6 protein-coding genes are annotated in these 20,709 nt (G+C 51.9%); 4 read left to right on the forward strand and 2 right to left on the reverse strand.

Going from position 1 to position 20,709, the window contains the following annotated elements; translation table 11 throughout:
- Window positions 1–47 precede the first annotated feature (47 nt).
- Both AC0QHF_RS19515 and AC0QHF_RS19520 read right to left on the reverse strand, forming a co-directional pair.
- Entirely contained in the window at window positions 48–323 is a 276-nt protein-coding gene (locus tag AC0QHF_RS19515) for a glutaredoxin family protein (protein WP_324705909.1), read from the reverse strand.
- A 375-nt stretch (window positions 324–698) separates the two neighbouring features.
- Window positions 699–4,532: an EAL domain-containing protein gene (locus AC0QHF_RS19520; protein ID WP_375341443.1), complete on the reverse strand. Its 3,834-nt coding sequence runs from the start codon at window positions 4,530–4,532 to the stop codon at window positions 699–701.
- A 508-nt stretch (window positions 4,533–5,040) separates the two neighbouring features.
- Here AC0QHF_RS19520 and AC0QHF_RS19525 point away from each other — a divergent pair.
- From AC0QHF_RS19525 to AC0QHF_RS19540, 4 genes are all read left to right on the forward strand, one after another.
- Window positions 5,041–10,440: a pre-peptidase C-terminal domain-containing protein gene (locus tag AC0QHF_RS19525; protein WP_324705911.1), complete on the forward strand. Its 5,400-nt coding sequence runs from the start codon at window positions 5,041–5,043 to the stop codon at window positions 10,438–10,440.
- A gap of 605 nt (window positions 10,441–11,045) precedes the next feature.
- Window positions 11,046–13,652 (forward strand): PPC domain-containing protein, encoded by a 2,607-nt coding sequence (locus AC0QHF_RS19530; RefSeq protein WP_324705912.1) that lies wholly within the window; start codon window positions 11,046–11,048, stop codon window positions 13,650–13,652.
- A gap of 145 nt (window positions 13,653–13,797) precedes the next feature.
- Window positions 13,798–17,697: a pre-peptidase C-terminal domain-containing protein gene (locus tag AC0QHF_RS19535; RefSeq protein ID WP_324705913.1), complete on the forward strand. Its 3,900-nt coding sequence runs from the start codon at window positions 13,798–13,800 to the stop codon at window positions 17,695–17,697.
- A 171-nt stretch (window positions 17,698–17,868) separates the two neighbouring features.
- Window positions 17,869–20,709 (forward strand): PPC domain-containing protein (locus AC0QHF_RS19540; RefSeq protein ID WP_324705914.1); only part of this gene is annotated, 2,841 nt, incomplete at its 3' end.

A 20,709-nucleotide genomic window follows, 5' to 3' on the forward strand; every position in this document is an offset into this window, starting at 1 on the left:
AGCAACTCCTCACAATTCGAGATGTGAATTCATTCTTAATCAAATTTTCACAAATGTTTCTGTAACATATGTTCCAACTGTTTGGCCGAAATCCGGGGGGATGGCCGGGGAATCGGTTCTTCGGCGGACGTGGCATCCCGCTGCTTGTGGAGCACGGGGACTTCGTATTGGTAGGCGCGAAACCACTCGTCCCGGGTGGTGATATCGCGAATTTCCAGGTCAAACCGACAGGAACTCTCCCCGTCCGCCTGAATTTCTTCTAGTTTCTCCTGCAACCCCTCGCACAGGTGGCAGTCCGGTTTGCTATACAAAATCAGTTGCATCGAGTTGTTTCCTCAGTGTCCTCGCTCTTATTTTGCCCTGTCGGGTGAGCTCTCAATTGATTTTTTTTAATTTTTTGGATGCGGCGGCGGCGATTTTTTTTGGGGAAACGCTTGTGTTTTGAAAAGATTTGAGGTATATTATGGGATAATGGGAGTGGTGCTAAAAATAATATTTTTTCAACCACTCCCATTATGGGGGAGTATGTCAATATCCTACCCCGCCGCCCCCGTGTTGTCAACCCAATTCGTCGCCGCAGCGACAAATTTAACAAAATTTAACAATTTGCGATCGCCAGGAGTCGGGAGTCGGGAGTCGGGAGTCGGGAGTCGGGAGTCGTGTTGATGGCATAATTATTAATTGTTAATTGTTAATTGTTAATTGTTCTTCAGATTGTGTGCGATCGCGGAATTTAACAGCAGTTGGGTAGCCTCTTCCGGGGGCAGGGGTTTGGCGAACAAATACCCCTGGCCGTAGTCGCATCTGAGATGGTGGAGGAACTGCATCTGTTTGCGAGTTTCGATGCCCTCCGCCGTCACTTCCAAACCCAGATTGTGAGCCAGAGAAACGATCGCCTTAATAATTTGCTGGGGCTGATTGTACTCCCCGACGTAGGCGCTGGATTTTTCATCGAGTCGGCTCACGAAGGAGCGATCGATTTTCAAACTCTTCAACGGGAATTGGTGCAAATAACTCAAAGACGAATATCCCGTACCGAAATCGTCGATCGCCAAGTGAATGTTCCGAGCTTTAAGCTGGGCCAAGGCGATCAGAGAAGTGCGGAAATTTTCCACGAGAATACTTTCAGTGATTTCAAGTTTCAAACTTTTGGGGTCGCAGCCCGTTTTCGCCAAAATCTCGTCGATTTCCGCGATCAAATTGGGTTGGTTGAGTTGCTTCCCGGACAAATTGACACTGACGGTCAGGTCGGAACTAGCCGAATACCGCTCCCAATTCCAACTTTTGAGCTGATCTTGCCAACTGGCGAGCTGGTGGCAGGCCTCTTCCAACACCCAGGCCCCCAAAGGCACGATCAGTCCCGTTTCCTCGGCAACGGGGATAAATTCGACGGGGGAAACCAGTCCCCGTCTCGGGTGCATCCACCGCACCAGGGCTTCAAACCCGACGATACGGCCCGTGAGCAGAGAGACGATGGGTTGGTAGTGGATGACAAAATCGCTGAGGGCCGGGAGTTGGGGGGAGAAGGCGGGGAGCGCAGACCGGTTGGCCGTCACCCCGTCGGCGGCGAGGGCGACAGTCGCGGAGTCGGAATTCGCCATCGGGTCGGGCATTTCGGAGGGTTTGCGAGATCCGAACACGGCCTGTCTGAGGTCGGTTTCCAATTGCAGGAGGGCGAGGGTTTGGGTGTGCATCGACAAATCGAACACCTCCGAGCGCGCCTTTCCCTGTTCTTTGGCGTGGTACATGGCGATGTCGGCATCCCGCAGGAAATCCTCCGGGTTGTTGTAGAGCAGACAGTGGTAATCTTTGGGACTCTCCCCCGCCTCCGTCGCCGGTCCGCGACTCGGGACGATGCCGATGCTGGCGGTGGTAAAAATTTCGTGACCTTCGATATAAAAGGGCATGGTGAGTTCCCCGTGAATTTTTTCGGCCCATTCCATCGCCTTGCGGGGACTCGAAATCCCGTCGAGCAGGATCGTGAATTCGTCCCCCCCCAGTCGGGCGATGCTGTGGGAGGCCCCCACGCAGGCTTCCAGTCGGTGGGCAATTTCGACGAGCAGACTGTCGCCGACCAGGTGGCCCAAACTGTCGTTGACGACCTTGAAGCGATCCAGATCCAGGAACAGGACGGCGAATTGATAGTCGGGGTCCTGTTTGGATTTTTGCAGGGCTTCGGCGAGTTTTTGGTTGAACAAACTGCGGTTGGGCAATTGGGTGAGGGTGTCGTAGTAGGCGGCTCGGAGCAGTTGAGCTTCGGCTTTTTTGCGATCGCTGATGTCGCGGATGATGATCTGGACGGCTTCGTGTCCGTCGTAGCGGGTGGGAATTCCGGCGATCTCCACATCGACAATTTGCCCGTCCAGGCGGATCAGTTGCTGTTCCATGAGGTGGGCGGGGCGTCCGTCAAGTTCCATCCGTTTGAGCCGTTTGACGATCGCCCTGATGTAGTCGGGATGGGCGAAATCGTAAATGGAACGGCCGATGAGCTCCTGGGAAGATTGGGCGCCGAGGAGTTCGACGCCGGCGGGGTTGATATACACTAGACGGCGATCGCAGTGGATGGCGATGGTGTCGGGGCACAGTTCCACCAACATCCGGTAGCGTTCCTCGCTTTCCCGCAGGGCTTTTTCCGTCCGCCGCCGTTGCCGTTCGATCTCCTGGGCGGCGAGGAAGTTCCCCAAACCCTGGGCCATCAGTTCCACGATCTCCCGATCCGGCGGTTGAAATGGGGTCGTCCGGGGTTGCGGCGAGGCGAAACTCAACACACCGTAGATGCGATCGCCCACCCAGATCGGCGTTCCGATATAGGATTCGAGTTGGAAGCACCCGTCGGCTTGTTGGGGCTTCCGACGGGAATTTCCGCCGGCTTGGAGTTGGAGAATGGTGGTTTGGGCGCGGATGGGTTCCATGCAGAAGGTTTCTTCTGGGGGGAGGGTTTGACCGGGCTTTAAAATGTTCTTCTCGGCGTGGATAAATTGCAGGGTATAGGTTTCTCCGTCCGCGCTGGCAATCAAACCGACGGGCATTTGCAGCAGTTCGCACCCGGTTTGCAGGTAATCTTGAAATCGGGCTTCCAAACTGGGGTAGAGGCGGGTGGTGAGGCGGTGCAGTTGCTTGAGTTGGTCGCTGAACTTGGCCAGGGCTGCGGATTTTGACACCAGGGCGGCTTCGGATTGTTTGCGATCGCTGATGTCGGTTTGGATGCCGATGAAGTGGGTGAGGAACCCTTGGCTATTGTATACCGGGGAGATGGAGAGTTCGTTCCAGAAGGCGCTCCCGTCCCGGCGATAATTTTTGACTTCGATATGGCATTCCCTCCCCGCTTCGATCGCCTCCCGCAGTCGCGCGATCGTCTCGGGGTCGCTCTGGTCCCCCTGCAGAAACCGGCAATTCTGGCCGATCACCTCCTGTTTGGAATAGCCCGTCATCCGCTCGAAGCCCGTATTGGCGAGGATGACGGGGTTATCCGGCGCGGTGGCGTCGGTGATGATGATGCCGTTGCGGCTCGCGTCGATCGCCCGCTCCATCAGGCGGAGCCGTTCGTCGGCCCGGTGTCGCTCGATCGCCGTGCCCAGGATGTGGGCGATCGCTTCGAGGAAGTGAACCTCGTCGGCGGTGAAGTCCCGGGGGCTGCGGGTGTGGACGCTCAACACCCCCCAGGGGCTGGAAGGATCTCCGGGGGGGCCGGGAATGACCACGCTCAGGCCGCTGACAATGCCGTGGTTGTGCAGGAGTGGCGTGCCGGGAAATCGGGTTTCCACCCGCAGATCTCGGACCTTCACCGCCTCTGCCCGCCGCAGGGTGTAACCCGCCTGGGATGTCGGGCCGGCACTGATTTGGGCGCTCCCGACGAGTCCGGGTTGCCAGCCGACGCCGGAGCGCAGCAAAAACACCTGGCGGTTGGGGAGTAACTCCAACACCATACAGCGATCGACATTCAGAGTTTGGGTGACTTGGGCCACCGACGCTTCGATCAGGGTGTCCGGGTCCGGGAGGGTGAGGGCGATCTGTCCGAACCGGGCCACCGCGGCCTGGTGGCTCTCCAAGGTTCGGGTGCGGCCGGGCGTCCGGGGTTCCGGAACGGTGTCGGTGTCCGTAAAAATACTGAGGACGAGGGGCTCCGGGTCGAGGGGGAGCGATCGCATCGTGACTCGGACCGACACCGTGTCGCCGTTCCCCCGTCTCACCGTCACCTCCACATTTTCCACCGCCTCCCCCGCCCCGAAGCGATCGCGGAGTCGCCGGTAATCTTCGGGGCGTCCGTAGAGCGAAGATTCGGCATTCCCGACCACCCGATCAGGATTCCACCGTCCCAGGTGGAGCCAAACCGGGTTACAGTAAAGGATAGTGCCATCGAGCCGACTGACGACCGCCGCCTGGGGTAAAGACGCAACGAATGTCCACAGAATTTCTAGGGGGGTTGGTGACACGGTTTCGCTCTCCAGGGGAAATTTCCAGCCACGGAAGTCATTTCGGCTCCTTGGGGGTTGGGATTGACTTTGAGATCCTTTTTGAGATTGACAAGCCACGCTCAGATCTTTAAAATTCACAGTTCAATAACGGCAACAGCAATATACTTGCAACTGTTGTGATGCACCAGTCGTCCGGATCGTTCTATTTACAAGTTTACTCTTTTTTCTGCAAATAATCTGCAACTTTGCGGAAACTTAAAAAAAGTTAAAAAACGGTCGGGATCGAGAAAATATGGACTCGATCAGGGACAATCTAGCCGATTGATGAGCGATCGGCTTCCGATGGTCGTTGTTGCTTGTCCGGGTTGAACACCATAATTTATCGAAAAGCATGACCTAGTAAAAATACAAAATATAAAAAATAATATCGCGAAAAATAAATCAAATTATTTTGATAATTTTAATTAAATAAATTTTTTATTTTCGACGAATTTTGTTTACATTTATTCACGAAGTTTTGTAAAGAAAATTACCCGGGCATAAAAAATATAAATTTTTGTCAAAATCAGATATACTCAGCCAAAATTATGTTAGCTTCTAACTATGTTGAGTAATATGAAAAATTATGGACACTCCCAAAAAAGCTCTCGACTTGGGTAAAGTCGGAAATGACCCCATTAATCACCGGGACAATATTGGGTTTAATGCGGGCAAGTCAAAAGACAAAAATGACTACTATAAATTTAAGCTGACAGGTCAAACAAACCAAGTCAATGTAGTTCTAGATAACCTCAAAGATAATGCCGAGCTACAATTGCTAGATCGAGATGGAAAGGAAATTTTATTCTCCTCGACAGAAAACGGCAAGAAACGAGAAAATATCGATGTCGAATTAGATCGAGGAACTTATTATTTGCGAGTGTACCCCAAGGGAGATGCCAAAACTAAATATGATTTGAGTTTGACGGCAGAAACAATTTTACAAGATGCTGATGGTCAACCCGAAGGAGCTACAAATTTAGGGCCTTTAAGTAAAAACAAAAAGGTCTTCAATGACGAAATCGGGTTTGATGAAAATGGTACTCGCGACAATAGTGACTACTATAAATTTACCCTGACAGAAAAGTTCAATAACTTAAATATTGTCTTGGATGGTCTCAAAGATGATGCCAACATTGAACTCCTTGATAATGATGGCAAAACAATTCTCGATCAGTCCCGAAGTAAGGGCAAGAATAAGGAAATCATTGATGGGGTTTTAGATGCCGGGACTTATTATGTGAAAGTGGAACCCCAAGGCCGTGCTAAAAGCAAATATCGCCTGAGTTTTGATTCGGATCAAATCGACGACCCCGATGGCACTTTAAAACGGGCGGATGATTTGGGAATCCTTCGTAAAAAACCGAATAAGCAAAGGGACGAAATTGGTTTTGAGGTTGGAGGAAAACGAGACCAAAAAGATTATTATGAATTTACCCTCAAGAAAGATAGCGAGGTCAATCTTTCTCTGGACGGTCTCAACCAAAATGCTGATTTGAAGCTGTTAAGTCGCAAGGGCGATTTGCTTTACAGTTCTGCCAATAAAGGCAAGGATGTGGAACAAATTAGCACCATTTTAGACCGGGGTAAATATTATGCTTTAGTCGAACCGGTAGGGAGCGATCGCTCCGAATATATCCTGTCCTTGAATGCGGACAATAAAATCGACGACCCCGACGCTCAATTGCCCGGAAAAAATCTGGGCAAACTGAAAGCAAAACCGATTTCTAAAACCGACGATATTGGTTTGAAGAAAAAGGGTTTTGTCGATACCAGTGACTTCTGGAAATTCGAGTTAACCAAAGAAACTGACGTAACAATTACCTTAGACCGGTTGAGTCAAAATGCCGATTTAGAACTGTACGACAAAGACGGAACTACTCTGATTTATAGTTCCAAAGAAAACGGTAAAAAACCAGAAGAAATTAGCAGTATTCTGGATAAAGGTACTTACTACATCAAGGTGAAACCCAACAGTGGCAGCAGTACCGACTACAAATTGAGCGTTTCTGGGAATACGAAAATAGGAGAACAGGACGACGCTTTGCCGGGTACTGATTTGGGAGAATTGGGAACTAAAAAAGTGACCAAACGAAACAAAGTAGGTTTTGAATCTTCCAAGAATATCCGCGATGTCGGTGATTTTTATAACTTCAGTTTGGCGGAAAGGAGCGATGTTAATATTACTCTGGACGGTTTGACTGGGGATGCTAATTTATCCTTGTTGGTAACTGACGGACGGCTGATAGATGAATCGCATAAAAAAGGCAAGAGAAACGAAACTATCGACGCAATTTTGCAGCCGGGAAATTATTACATTGGCATCGAACCAAATGGAGGCAAGGTTAAAACTAACTACAATTTGGGAGTGACTGCAAATCCGGTCAATGATGACTTTAATAATATTGCCAATGCTAAACAATTGGGCAGTCTTGATTTGCAAGATAAGGTGGCAGAAAAGAACCGGGTTGGTTTCAAACAAGGTAGCCTTCGAGATGCCGGAGATTACTACGGTTTTAGCTTGAGCGAGAAAGCCAATGTTAACTTGTCTTTGGATGGTTTGAAGCAGGATGCTAATTTATTCTTGCTGGATGCTAAGGGCAAAGAAGTTGACAAATCTACCGCCAAAGGCTCCAAGGCAGAAGGCATTGATCAGAAGCTGAAACCGGGAGATTATTATGTGGCTGTTTTCCCGGGTAAAAACGCCAAAACTGATTACGAATTAAGTTTGGGAGTTACCCGAGAAACTCTGGATTTATCGAGCCTAAAATTCCGGGCTTTAGATGTTAAAGATGGGTTGAATCCCGGAGAACAAGTCAAGGTAAATTACCAGATCAATAATACTGGCAATATCAAGGCTGATGCTTTTGAAGTGGGCTTTTATTTGTCCGATGATGAAGGCATAGATAGCAGCGATCTGCTTCTGGGGACGGCCAAGGTCAAGTCTCTTTCCGGTGGCAAAAATACTAAGAAATTAAGCAAACAATTGACCTTGCCTGCCGGAGAGGACAAATTCTGGCAGGGAGCCGGTGACTATTATTTGGGCTTCGTTGTGGATAGCCAGGGGGCTATTGCCGAGGATAATGAACTGAATAATACTGCCAGTCAGAAGGTCAGTGTTGACATCCCCAACGATTTGAGTATCAGCAATTTGACAACTGATCGGGAAACGGTCAATCCTGGGGAGGAATTTAATGTCAGCTTAACGGTGGGTAATACTGGCGGTTCCACTGCGGATACTTTCCGAGTGGGCTATTATTTCTCCGAAGATAATCAAGTCACCACCAGCGACACCCTCCTGGGTACCGACACTGTTAAGAAGTTGGCGGGTAATACTACAACTAATCTGAGCAAGAAACTGACTTTGCCCAGTAGCGTCAGCGGCCTGACTGATTTTTATATTGGGGCGATCGCCGACGACCAAAACGCCTTCGTGGAAGTTAACGAAACCAACAACACGGCTAAGAAAGCATTATCTCTGGGGGCGGTACCCGACGACAGTGCCGGTGGCGAATTGAAAAATGCCCGGGACATTGGCGTTGTGGGCGAGAAAGCCCAGACCTTCTCGGACTTCGTGGGAGATTTCTTCGGAGTTTCCGACGACAACAACGACTATTACAAGCTCGAACTCGACCAGAAGAGCAATCTCAACCTGAGTTTGACCGGGTTGCGGTCTAATGCCAGCCTCTATTTGTTGGATAAAAACGGCTATAGCATTGAGAGTTCCACTCTTAATGGCAAGAAGAACGAGGCGATTTCCGAGAAGTTGTTGCCGGGGACTTATTACGTTCAGGTGGAGAACTACAATGCCAACACGCCTTATAACTTGGAAATCTCGGCACCGGCTTTAAGCTATCCAGCACCGCAAATTACCGGGTGGAATTACGAGACTGCCCTGGATATTGGTACCGCGAGCTCCACTGCGATCGCCAAAACCGAATATGTCGGCAACCCCCACGGTTTCTACGAGGACTTGAACGACTTCTACAAGTTCCAGGTGGACACCGACAGCACCGTTAAAATCGATTTGACGGGGTTGAGCGCCAATGCCGATCTATCTCTTTATGACAGCAAAGAATACTGGAGCGCCGAGTCGCATACTCTCAAGAATGCGGACGAAAACATTACCAAAAACTTGGCTCCCGGTACTTATTTTATCGAGGTTAAGAGCGTTGACAATGCCGAGACGACCTACGACCTCAAGGTAACTGGAACGTCCCTACCGAACAACGGCGCCGGAGATACGGCTGATAAAGCCTTAGATTTAGGCAGTCTCGCCGAACCCAAGTCCGCCAGCGATTGGGTGGGGGATATCGACAACCTCGATTATTACCAGTTTACCGTGGATGGCAACAGCACGGTTAACATTAATCTGGGTGGAATGAGTGGCGATGCTTATCTGCAACTTTATGACAACACGGGAAGCTACTTAGCCTATTCCTATAATTCCGGTAATGCCGATGAAAACATTACCACCAACTTGGAACCGGGTACTTATTTTGTCGCCGTCGGCGACTCTTCTGCCAATACCAACTACGACCTGCAACTCTCGGCAACTCCGCGAGTGGATACTGTGGGCAACGACTTTAGCGCGGCTTTGTCTCTCGGTGCCCTGGGCAGCACCAGCCAGACGGAGTGGGTGGGGAGTTTAGACACCAACGATTACTACAGCTTTACTCTCGCTGAAACCAGTACCGTCAACCTCGGTTTAACGGGAATGAACGGCAATGGCGACCTGTACCTGTACGACAGCGATCAATATTGGATTGACGGTTCCTCTAATTATGATAATGCCGATGAAGCCATTAGCCAGACCCTAGAACCGGGTACTTACTACGTCCGGGTCAACAGTGATGATGGTACTACTGGTGCAGATTACAACCTAACTGCATCGGCGACGGCTATTGTTGACACGGCAGGCAACACCTTTGAAACCGCCCGAAATTTGGGGGCTATTAGCGCCGCTCAAACGATTCCCGAGTGGGTGGGCAACCTTGACGACTACGACTATTATCAATTCACCATCAGCCCCAACAGTTCCGTCAGCTTGAATTTGAGCGGTTTGGCAGCTAACGCCGACCTGTACCTGTACGACAGCGAGCAAAATTTGCTCGATGGTTCGTACAACAGCGACACCACTGACGATGCGATTACCGCGAGTTTGGGAGGCGGTACTTATTACGCCTTAGTTTATCAGGGTAGCGACAACACCAACTACAACTTCACCTTGTCCGCCACCCCGCTGACCTACTCGCCAGCGAACCTCGTGGGCAACACCGAACCTCAAACCAAGAATATCGGCGCTTTGGGTGCGACGCAAACGTTTACCGATTTTGTCGGCAGTCAATACGGCATCGAGAGCGACAAGGAAGACTTCTACCAGTTCACCCTCGCCGAAGATGCCACCGTCAGCCTCAGCCTCGGCGGTTTGAGCGCCAACGCCGACTTGACCTTGCATAATAGCGAAGGTTATCGGGTAGCTAGTTCGAGCAATTTCACGACTGTTGCCGAGGCGATTACTCAAAACCTGGTAGCCGGTACTTACACTGTCCAAGTTAACAGCGTTGAGGATGCCAGCACCGGTTACAACTTGCAACTCTCGGCCATAGCGCATCCAGACGGGGCGGGCGAAACTTTCGACACGGCGCGATCGGTGGATATCTTGACCGGGGAAAACGTTAACGATTGGGTCGGGGATATCGACGAATACGACTACTACCAGTTCACCCTCGATGCCAACCGCACGGTTAACGTTCAATTGTCCGGTTTGAGTCAGAGTGCCACCCTGCAACTTTACGACTCCAGCGGCAGTTCGGTCTATTATGACATCGACGATAACTCAATCGACTCTTACGTCGATGTGGCACCGGGCGAGACGGGTTCTATTTCTGCCCTTCTGGGGCCGGACACTTATTTTGTCTCGGTCAGCGGCTACTACAGCACCGGCGACGGGACGAATTACGACTTGCATTTTTCCGCCGTCTAAACATTGCTTCATTGAGCCTGGGACTGCTGGCATCGACTCACTGAGCTTTTGCTAAATCCCCCCTCCTCCTCGACTCCTCGGGGCGGCTGGGGGGGGAAGCCTATGGGTTGCACGACATTAAATCAACCGTGAAAATACTGAGATAAAGTCCTTTGCACATCCCGCCACCCCCAATGTGAATTTTTGTAAAAAATCGCGTAAAATTGATGAAGTTCTCCCCATCCCAATAGTGGTGGATGTTTCCCGTATATTTTAGTTCCGCATCAGTCTGGATTCCATCGGATAACACCACCGTTATTCGCCGGCAACGGACATCGACGCGATCGCCCAAACATTATTTGTAAAAACGGGTTGCCTTTCCGTAAATTCGTGCTAGGATTGTGGTGTCATCATGAATTGTCCACCCAATCGCCATCGAAGGGGGGATTGACTATCAGTTCAACCGTTCCTCAGCAGTTGTGATCCGAAAGTGCCGGCTGTCCCTATTTTTTGTAGTTCTTCAAATTTGAGACTTTTCCACGCGGCAGATCAGTTAAATGGCGACTGAATTTCCGGGGCAATGTGGTGGTATTTTATGGTCAAAATTCGGGAGAAAAAAATTAATTATGGCATACGACACCATAGAAGATGCGTTAAATATAGGTGTCATCGGACTAGAACCGACGGAAACGAACGATCGCATCGGTTTTAGAGAAGATGGCAGACGCGAACGCAACGACTACTACCAATTCACGATTGAAGAGGAAAGTGACTTCAACTTGACCCTCGACAATCTCGAAGACAACGCCAACGTCCAAATCTTAGATAGCGACGGTTCGGTCATGTTTCGGTCCAACGAACCGGGCCGGCGACGGGAAACCATCGATACCGACCTCGAACCCGGAACCTACTTCGTGCGGGTGCTGCAACAAGGGCGATCGCAAACGGACTATCGGCTGAGTCTCAATGCCGATCCCATCACCGACACCGACGGCAAGGCTCCCGGTACTGACCTGGGAATCCTCGACCCCCTGGGAGAATCCATCGAAGTCAGCGATGAAATTGGTTTCACCCAGGGCGACGGACGGGACGAAAACGACTATTTCAGCTTTAGCTTAGAGGAAAATAGCGATGTCAGCCTCAAGCTCGACCAGCTCAGACGAGATGCCAACGTCGAAATCTTAGACGGCGATGGAGAAACCGTCCTCTGGCAATCCATGGAGCGCGGGCGGCAGGAAGAAACAATAAACGCCATCTTGAACCAAGGCGATTACGTGGTGCGGGTGTCGCCCCGAGGTTCAGCCCGAACCCAATATCGCCTGGACTTGAGCGCCGACGAAGTGCTGCCCCCCGAAGAACTCCCCGGCACCGAGGTCGGAGATCTGACCGCTACCGAAGAGCCCTTTGTCATGGTCGAGGACATCGGTTTCGGTCGGGGGAAGCGGCGCAACCAAAAGGACTACTACAGCTTTGAGGTGAGCCAAGACGCCTCCTTCTACGCCGACCTAGACCAACTCGAGCGCGATGCCGATCTGTTCCTGTACGAATACGATCCCAGCAAGGGCAAAAGTGGAAAACTCGGCTCCCTCATGGCCCGCTCTCGCACCAAGGGCAACAAACCGGAAACCCTGAGCGAGTTCTTAGAAGAGGGGGACTATGCGATCCAAGTGCGCCCCAAAGGTGCGGCCAAGACCAACTACCGACTGGAACTCGACGCCCAGATCGATGTGGATGACGCCCCGACATTGGAAACAGCCAAAGACTTGGGCGAGTTGGAACCCGACCCGGTCAACGAAAAAGAGAGTGTCGGGACCTTGACGGGCGATCGCTTCCGAGATCAAGCCGACTGGTACAAATTCACCCTCAGCGCCGAGAAAAACGTCGATTTGACCTTGGACGAACTGCGGGTCAACGCGGCAGATGCCGAGATTTACGACGGCGACGGCGAAATGCTCCACCGATCCAAAAGAGAAGGCCGGAGGTCGGAAGCCATCAACGAAACCTTCGATGCTGGCACCTATTACGTCAAAGTCGTCGCCAAAGGCAGCGGCAACACCGACTATCGCCTCAGCCTGAGCGCCGAGGAACCCATCGATAACTATGACGTCTTCGAGCTCAGCGACCTGAGCAGTGTCGCAGAAACGAGCAACAACGACAACGTCGGCCAGGAACGGAGTGGCGTTCGCAACGAGTTAGATGTCTACAACTTCACCCTCAGCGAGAACACCGACTTCGCCGCCACCCTCGACCAAATCACCCAAAACGTCAACCTGGCAGTGTACAGGGGCGTTTTCGACCCGGAAGACAAAAGGGGCAGACCCGTTTACGTTTCCCGGGAAAAGGGACGCAGCGAAGAACTCATCGGCCAAGTCTTGGAACCCGGTGATTACCACTTGCGAGTCCTGCCCGTCGGCAACGCCGAGACCCGGTATCGTCTGGGTATAGAAACCGAGGCGGCTGGTGGAGGCACTGAAGTTTTTGAAGTCGGTTCTTTGGGCGACTTGAAAAATAACGAGTACAAAGAACGGGAGAAAATCGGCTTCGGCCGGGGGGGAAGCCGGAACACCACCGACTCCTACAACTTCAGCTTGGATGCCAAAAGCGACTTCACCCTCACCCTCGACGAAATCCGGCGGGATGCCAACGTGATGGTGCTCGATAGCGAGGGCGAAATGGTTCTGACCGGTTTCAACCCCGGCCGAGCCCCAGAATTTCTGACCGGAACTCTCGAAGCCGGGGACTACACCGCCCAAGTCTTCCCCGTCGGCAACGCCAAAACCGGCTATTTCCTGACCATGAACGCCGAGCCCGCCGACGACGAACCCATCGACGACGAACCCATCGACGACGAACCCATCGACGACGAGCCCATCGACGACGATCCGATTATCGGAGAAGACCCCGACGGCACCCTGCAAACGGCTACGGACTTGGGTGGCGATCCGCTCACTCAAAGTGGCGAAATCGGCTTCACTGAAGACGGAGTGGCCGACGAAAGCGACTACTATAAATTCACCCTCGACGAAGCCGATGATGTCCAGATCATTCTGGGCGATCTGAAGCAGAATGCCAACTTGGAACTGTTGGATGACAGCGGTAGCCCGCTCTTTTCTTCTTCCAACTCCGGCAGCGACAGCGAAATCATTTCATCGAGTTTGGATGCCGGCGACTATTACCTGCGGGTTTATGCCGTGGGCAGCAGCCAGACGGATTACACAATTAGCTTTTTCTAAGGTTTCTCTCGGCTGACAATAAACCCTCCTATAAAACCGAGATCAAGATTTATTTTTTAGAGCTTTTTCTCGATTTTTAGGAGGTAATATCCGCGAGAAAAGACCCCAAAATTGTGGGTTCACAACTTACCGAACGGAGAAAATTATGAGCGACAAAAAAAGCAGTATAACCAACATCGTTGATCGCGCAAGAGGGTTAAATCCCGACGTTGTAGATGTCACCATCGTCCCCGGAGATAACGTTAAATTTGACATTACGGCAACCGTGCCGAGAAGGTCAACCCGGTCCCAACTCGACCTGGTTTTTCTCTCCGATTTGTCCGGTTCGTTTCGGGATGACTTGCCGGTGTTGCGGGATTTGATTCCGGACTTGGTTTCCGAAGTTCGAGACATTCAACCCGACAGTCAATTTGGCCTGGCTTCCTTCATCGACAAACCCCAATATCCCTTGGGTGACTTCGGCGATTATGTATACCGTACCGAACAAGCCGTAACCGACTCGCTCCCCGATTTCCAGACGGCGATGAATGGTTTGAAAATCGGCAATGGTATGGACCTGCCGGAGGCTCAACTCGAGGGACTGATGCAGGTGGCCCTCCGGGAAAAAGAGGTGGGCTACCGCAATAACTCCCGTCGGGTCGTGGTTCTCTCCACAGATGCCGACTACCATCAAGCCGGAGATGGAAAATCGGCAGGTATCATCACCGCCAATAACGGCGATATCGTCCTCGATGGCGACCCGGCAGGGACCGGAGAAGATTACCCGGGTATCAACCAAGTCAAGGCGGCGTTACAAGAAGCCGGTATCGTGCCGATTTTTGCCGTCACCGGCGACCAGACCCGAACCTACGAACAACTCGTCGATGAACTGGGATTTGGGACGGTCGAAACCTTGAGTCGGGATAGCTCCAACTTAGTTGAAGTCGTAACCAGCGGCTTGGAAAAAGTGTTGAGCGATTTGACGATGGTCGCTCAGAGCGATGAGTTTGGCTACGTTCAAAGCATCAACCCGGTGCAGTATACAGACGTTAAAGGTGGGGAAAGTCGGACCTTTGAGGTGGAACTCGGAACCACAGATCTGACGACCCGAAAAGATAGCCTGTCCTTGGAGGTTTTGGGATACGGCGAAACCACGGTCAACGTCAAACCCCTTGACCTCCCAGATCGGGTTGTTGAGGACGAAATTAATATTGGCGACCTCAGCAAGGGGAAAACAAAATACCGCAACACCGACGAAATCGGCTTTATCGAGGGCGGCTACCGCGACTTGCAAGATCTGTATAAATTCACCCTCAGCGCCGAGTGCGAGGTGAACCTCACCCTCGACCAACTCAAGCGCAACGCCGACGTGGAGATTCTCGATGCCGATGGCAGTACGGTGCTATTTAACTCTACCGAAGCCAACCGCAGGCGGGAGGAGATTACCGAAAACTTAGAAAGCGGCACCTACTATATCCGAGTGTATCCCGAGGGGAGCGATCGCACCCGATATCGCCTGGCCGTCAGCGCCGAAGCCCTCACGGACGAAATCGACTCCACCGCCACGGCCAAAGACCTGGGCGTCATCGGCTCGGAAGAAGTCAGCGAAATTAACGAAATTGGCTTCGGCCGGGGCAAGAACCGGGACGAACAAGACTACTTCAAATTCAGCGTCGCCGGAAAGAGCGAATTTTTCCTCACCCTCGACCAACTCAAGGGCAACGCCGACGTGGAAATCTTGGACAAAGACGGCGAAACCGTCCTGTTCCAGTCCTTCAACGACCGTCGCCGAGCCGAAAAGATCAGCGAAGTTTTCGAGTCCGGCGATTATTACGTGCGGGTTTTCCCCAAAGGCAACGCCCGGACGGACTATCGCCTGGGCTTGAGTGCGAGCCCCTTCATCGAATACCCGGATACCCCGCCGGGCATCTTTCTCGGGGAAGTGAGCGAAGGGAACCCCGTCCGCGCCAGCGATGATGTCGGTCGTGCCACGGCCAACTCCCGCAACACCGTGGACTGGTACAGCTTCACCCTCTCGGAAGAAAGCGATGTCAACCTGACCCTGGACCGACTGAGAGCCGATCTGAACGTCGCGATTTACGACGAAGATGGCGAGGAGTTGGTCGAGGAGGGCAACAACAAAGGTCGCAAAGCCGAAAAGCTGGAGTTGGAGGGCCTCGAAGCCGGAACCTACACCGTCAAAGTCACCCCCAACGGCGATGCCCGGAGCAACTACCGGTTGGGTATCACGGCGGCTCTGCCCTACGTTGACGACTATCCTACCCCGGAAGAAGCCTACGATTTCGGCGCGATCGCCGATGATGAGAAAAAGGTCTTCAACAACGAAATGGGCCGCACCGAGGGGCGTTCCGGTCGGGACCAAGAAGACTGGACCCGCTTTGAACTCACCGAAGATGGCTCCGTCAGCATCGACCTCGGGCGCCTGCGGCAGAACATCGACATGATCCTGTACGAGGACGATGGCACGAGCGTGATGAATCGAGCCAATGAAAGGGGCCGGAAAAACGAAAATATCAACACCTTTTTGGACGCCGGCACTTATTACGTCAAGGTCTTGCCCAAGGGCAACGCCCGCAGCGATTATCGCCTGACGGTCAATACCGGGGATGTCGATCCCGTTGATGAGTTCGAGGTCGGCGACCTGCTCTCCCTCGATGACGGCTACAGCAATAATAACCGCATCGGTTTTACCTCCAGCGGTATCCGCAACACCATCGATCGCTACATCTTCACTGTCGGCGAAGAAAGCGATGTTGATATTACCCTGAGCCAACTGCGGGGGGATGCCAACATCACCTTGTACGAGAGCAATGGAACCCTGTTGCGCGACTCGACGAACCCTGGTCGCCAAGAGGACGAGATTAGTGACACTCTAGAACCCGGCACCTATTTCCTGGAAGTCGAACCCCAGGGGACTGCGAAAACTCCCTATTTGCTGGATATTTTTGCCAGCAGCGACGCAGCCGACACAGATGGCGGTCCGATACCCGGAAGTTCTTTGTACACCGACATCGGGGAACTCGCGGAAGATTACAGCAAGATCGATACGGTCGGCTTCGGCAACGGCAGCAGCCGCGACCAGGTGGACTACTACGGTTTTAGCCTCAGCGAAGAGAAGCGAGTCAGCATCAGCCTGGAAAACCTGAGCGCCAATATCAATCTGGAACTGCGCGACAGTTCGGATAGTGTGCTTTACAGCTCTCGCAACGGTGGCAAGGCAGACGAAAACATCGAAGAAGACTTGGAACGGGGCACCTACTACATCCGGGTCGAACCCCAAGGCAGCGCTCGCGGGAATTACACCCTCAAAGTTGGCGGTGGCATGGAGGAACTCACCGACCCGGACGGCGGCCGGCCACCCGAAAATGTCAACGATATCGGCGTCCTGGGTGACTACAGCGACAGCGACTCCATCGGCTTCCGAGAAAGCGGTTATCGCGATGTCAACGACTACCGCAAGTTCACCTTAACCAAGGAAAGTACCGTTGACATCAACCTGACAAACCTGAAAGCCAACGCCGACCTCGAGTTAATCGACAGCGACGGTCGCACCCTGCTCCAGCGTTCTGCCAAAGGGGGAAGCCTCAACGAAAATATCAACGAAACCTTGAATGGGGGCGACTATTATCTGCGGGTTTTGCCCAAGGGAGCAGCCAAGACCAGCTACGATCTGAACATGAGCGCCGGTGCCATCACGGAAGTCGCCGACGACACCGCACCGGGAATCGACCTAGGTACCGCGGGAGACGATCCCCTCACCAAAGGCGGTCTGATCGGCTTTACGGAAGGGGGCAAAGTTGACACCCATGACTATTACAACTTTGTTTTAGACACCGGCGGTTTCGTCAACATTACCCTCGACGGCTTGAGCGGCAATGCCAACCTGGAACTGTACGACAGCAAAGGACGGGAACTGCTGGGCAGTTCCACCAATTCCGGCACCAGTAGCGAGGAGATTCAAACGTTCTTGAGTCCCGATACCTACGTCGTCAAAGTTTTGGGCCAAGGCAGTCAAACGCCTTACGACCTGAGCGTTTCCGCTTAGTTTTCGGGAAACGGTCGGGGGTAGGAACAGACCCGCGACCGTCCCGGGACTGGCAAAATACCCGCCCCCTTTTTGGGGTCAAACCTGGCGGTAGGGGGCGCGATCGCGCCCCCTACCTTTTCACGGGCCATCCAACCCGGTGAAAAAGCTGTTACGACCGGAGAAATTATCATGCCATTCGACCCTCAAAAACAGAAAATCATTAACCTGGGAGCGATCGGCGAAGATCCAAAAACAAGATCCGACCAAGTGGGGTTTTCTAAAGGCAAGAGAAGGGACGAAGAAGACTGGTTTAAATTTACCTTGAGAAAGGAGGGAAACTTCAACCTCGACCTGGATAGTCTGACACAAAATGCCGATGTCTTTTTGTATGACGGCGATCGGGAAACGATTCTCGACCAGGGCAACAAAACCGGTCTGGAACCGGAGAAAATTGACCGGCCCCTAGAGGCCGGGACTTACTTCCTGAAAGTCGTTCCTTTTGGGAGCGATCGCACCGAATATCGCCTCAGCCTCAACGCTTTACTCGGGAACGAAGATTATGGAACTTTAGCCCAAGCAAAACGATTAATCTTATCAAAAGAGCAGAAACAGTTCCCCAACGAAATTGGGTTTGAAGTCGATGGCATTCGCGACCAAAATGACTACTATAAATTTACCCTCAAGAACCAGCGAGATGTCAACATCAACCTGGGTGGACTCAAGCAAAATGCAGATTTAGAGTTATTGGATGGCACGGGAAGCCTGCTATTTAACTCCAATAATTCGGGTCAGCAACTCGAAAATATTAACGTGATTTTAGACCCGGATACATATTACATTCGGGTGAAACCATTTTCGAGCGATCGCACCGAATACATCCTCAGCGCCACGGCCCAACCTTTCGGAGAAGCCGACGACCAACTGCCGGGGAAAGACTGGGGAATACTCAAGTCCCGAAAACGGAGATCAGATCGCATCGGTTTCGGTTCCGGTAACAACACTGATGAATCGGATTATTATAAGTTTACCATCGAAGAAGAGAGCCAATTAAACGTCACCCTCAATCCCGAGACTGCCAATGCCGATTTGGAACTCTACGGCTTCGATGCCGACCAGAACATCGTCCGCATCTTCAGTTCTGACAACCGTGGCACTGCCATTGACGAACTCAATCCCATTTTGGACGCTGGCGATTATTTCGTCCGGGTTAAAAAAGTGGGCAATAACCGAACTAAATACAATCTTAATTTGTTCGTAGATCCCGACATTAAAGATGAGGATGGGGACATTCCGGGACAACCTTTAGCAGAGGTAGCGATCGACCCCACCAAAGCCTTGGATGCCAACGATCCGACCACCCAGAAAACCTTCACTAAAAAAGATAAAATTGGATTCGGTGGCTCAGATAACCGCGATCTCAACGATTACTACAGCTTCACACTGCTGGAAAAAGGCGATATTAACATCACACTTGATGAATTAACAGCCAATGCCAACCTAGAATTGCTCGATAGTGCGGGTACAGTCCAAGACAGCAGTACGAAAGGCCGCAACAATTCTGAACAGATCCAAGAAGTCTTAGGGCCGGGTACTTATTACATCCGCGTCTTCCCTAATAATCAAGATCGAACGAAATACAAACTCCGCCTCAGCGCCAATCTCGCCGAAGACGACTATTCCAACCGGCAAAAAGCCAAACAACTCGGTAGCCTCGACGCGCAAGACCGAATTTTAGAGCGCAATCAAATCGGTTTTAGAGAAGGTAGTTTCAAAGACAACAACGATTTTTATCAGTTTAGCATCGACGAAACCAGCGGCTTCAACCTGAAGCTAGACGGACTCACCGCCAACGCCGACGTATATCTCTTCGATAGCGAATTAAATGAAAAGGCGAGGAGCCGCAAAGGGGGGGCGAAAGCAGAGGAAATTACCGAAGAATTGGAACCGGGAGATTACTTTGTGAGCGTGGTTCCCGCACGCCGCAGGGGCGGTACGACATATCAGTTAGATCTCGAAGCACAATCGGTGAGGGAACTCGACCCCGATCGCACCCCGTCAACGGCAGAATCCCTCGGCGTTCTCGAAAATTTCCGCAACAGAGATAGGATTGGCTTTACCAAACTCGGCGTAGAAGACTCGACCGACTTTTACAGTTTTGAACTGGAAGGAAAGAGCGACTTTGACTTAAAAATAAATCAAATTAACGGCCTGCTGGAAGCCCAGTTGTTTTCGGCGGACGACCTGGGAAACTTGATCGCAGAGCCGATTTTAGAACGAAAGACTCGGAAACCTTTCTCGACGAGCGAAACGTTAAATCCCGGCACCTACTACTTGAAAATTGAGGGCAATCAGACCCCATACAATCTGAACATGAGGGCGCGACCGTTTGAACCGCTGCTGGGGTTTGAAGAAACGGAAACCACCGTCCCAGAGGGGGATCTCGACCCGATGGGAGAGCGGACGATCCAAACCCTGGAATATGCCGTGAAGTTGAGCGAAGCCAGCACCCAGACGGTGACGGTTGATTATGCGATCGTCGATCGCCAAGCCACCCGGGGAGAGGATTATAATGTCAGTTCGCCGACGGGGACTTTGACTTTTTCCCCCGGGGAAATTAGCCAAACTATACCAGTGGAAATTTTGGGGGATATCGCCCCCGAAAAAGATGAATTGCTATTGCTCAAACTGAACAATGCAGTTAACGGTAAACTCGACAAATCTAGAACAGCTAAAATTAATATCGCCAACGACGATTTACCCCAGATATCCATCGGCGATGTCAGCATCGAGGAAGGGAACAGCGGCACTCAGGACGCGGTATTTACCGTCAGTATGGATCGCCCGAGCGATGAGAGGGTGAGGGTCAACTATGCCACGAAAAACGGAACCGCCAAAGCGAACGACTACACCCGCACCCGGGGTCAGCTCACATTGCGGCCGGGGGAAACCAGCAAAGAAATTAAAGTGCCCGTCAAAGGCGATCGCAACATAGAGGAAGACGAAACCTTTTTGGTGAACCTAAAAAATGCC

The organism is Lyngbya sp. CCY1209, assembly GCF_055795065.1.

Bases quoted from the DNA above. Each gene is read 5' to 3' on its own strand.
- AC0QHF_RS19515 (WP_324705909.1), bottom strand. From the start codon at position 323: ATGCAACTGATTTTGTATAGCAAACCGGACTGCCACCTGTGCGAGGGG.
- AC0QHF_RS19525 (WP_324705911.1), top strand. From the start codon at position 5,041: ATGGACACTCCCAAAAAAGCTCTCGACTTGGGTAAAGTCGGAAATGAC.
- AC0QHF_RS19530 (WP_324705912.1), top strand. From the start codon at position 11,046: ATGGCATACGACACCATAGAAGATGCGTTAAATATAGGTGTCATCGGA.
- AC0QHF_RS19535 (WP_324705913.1), top strand. From the start codon at position 13,798: ATGAGCGACAAAAAAAGCAGTATAACCAACATCGTTGATCGCGCAAGA.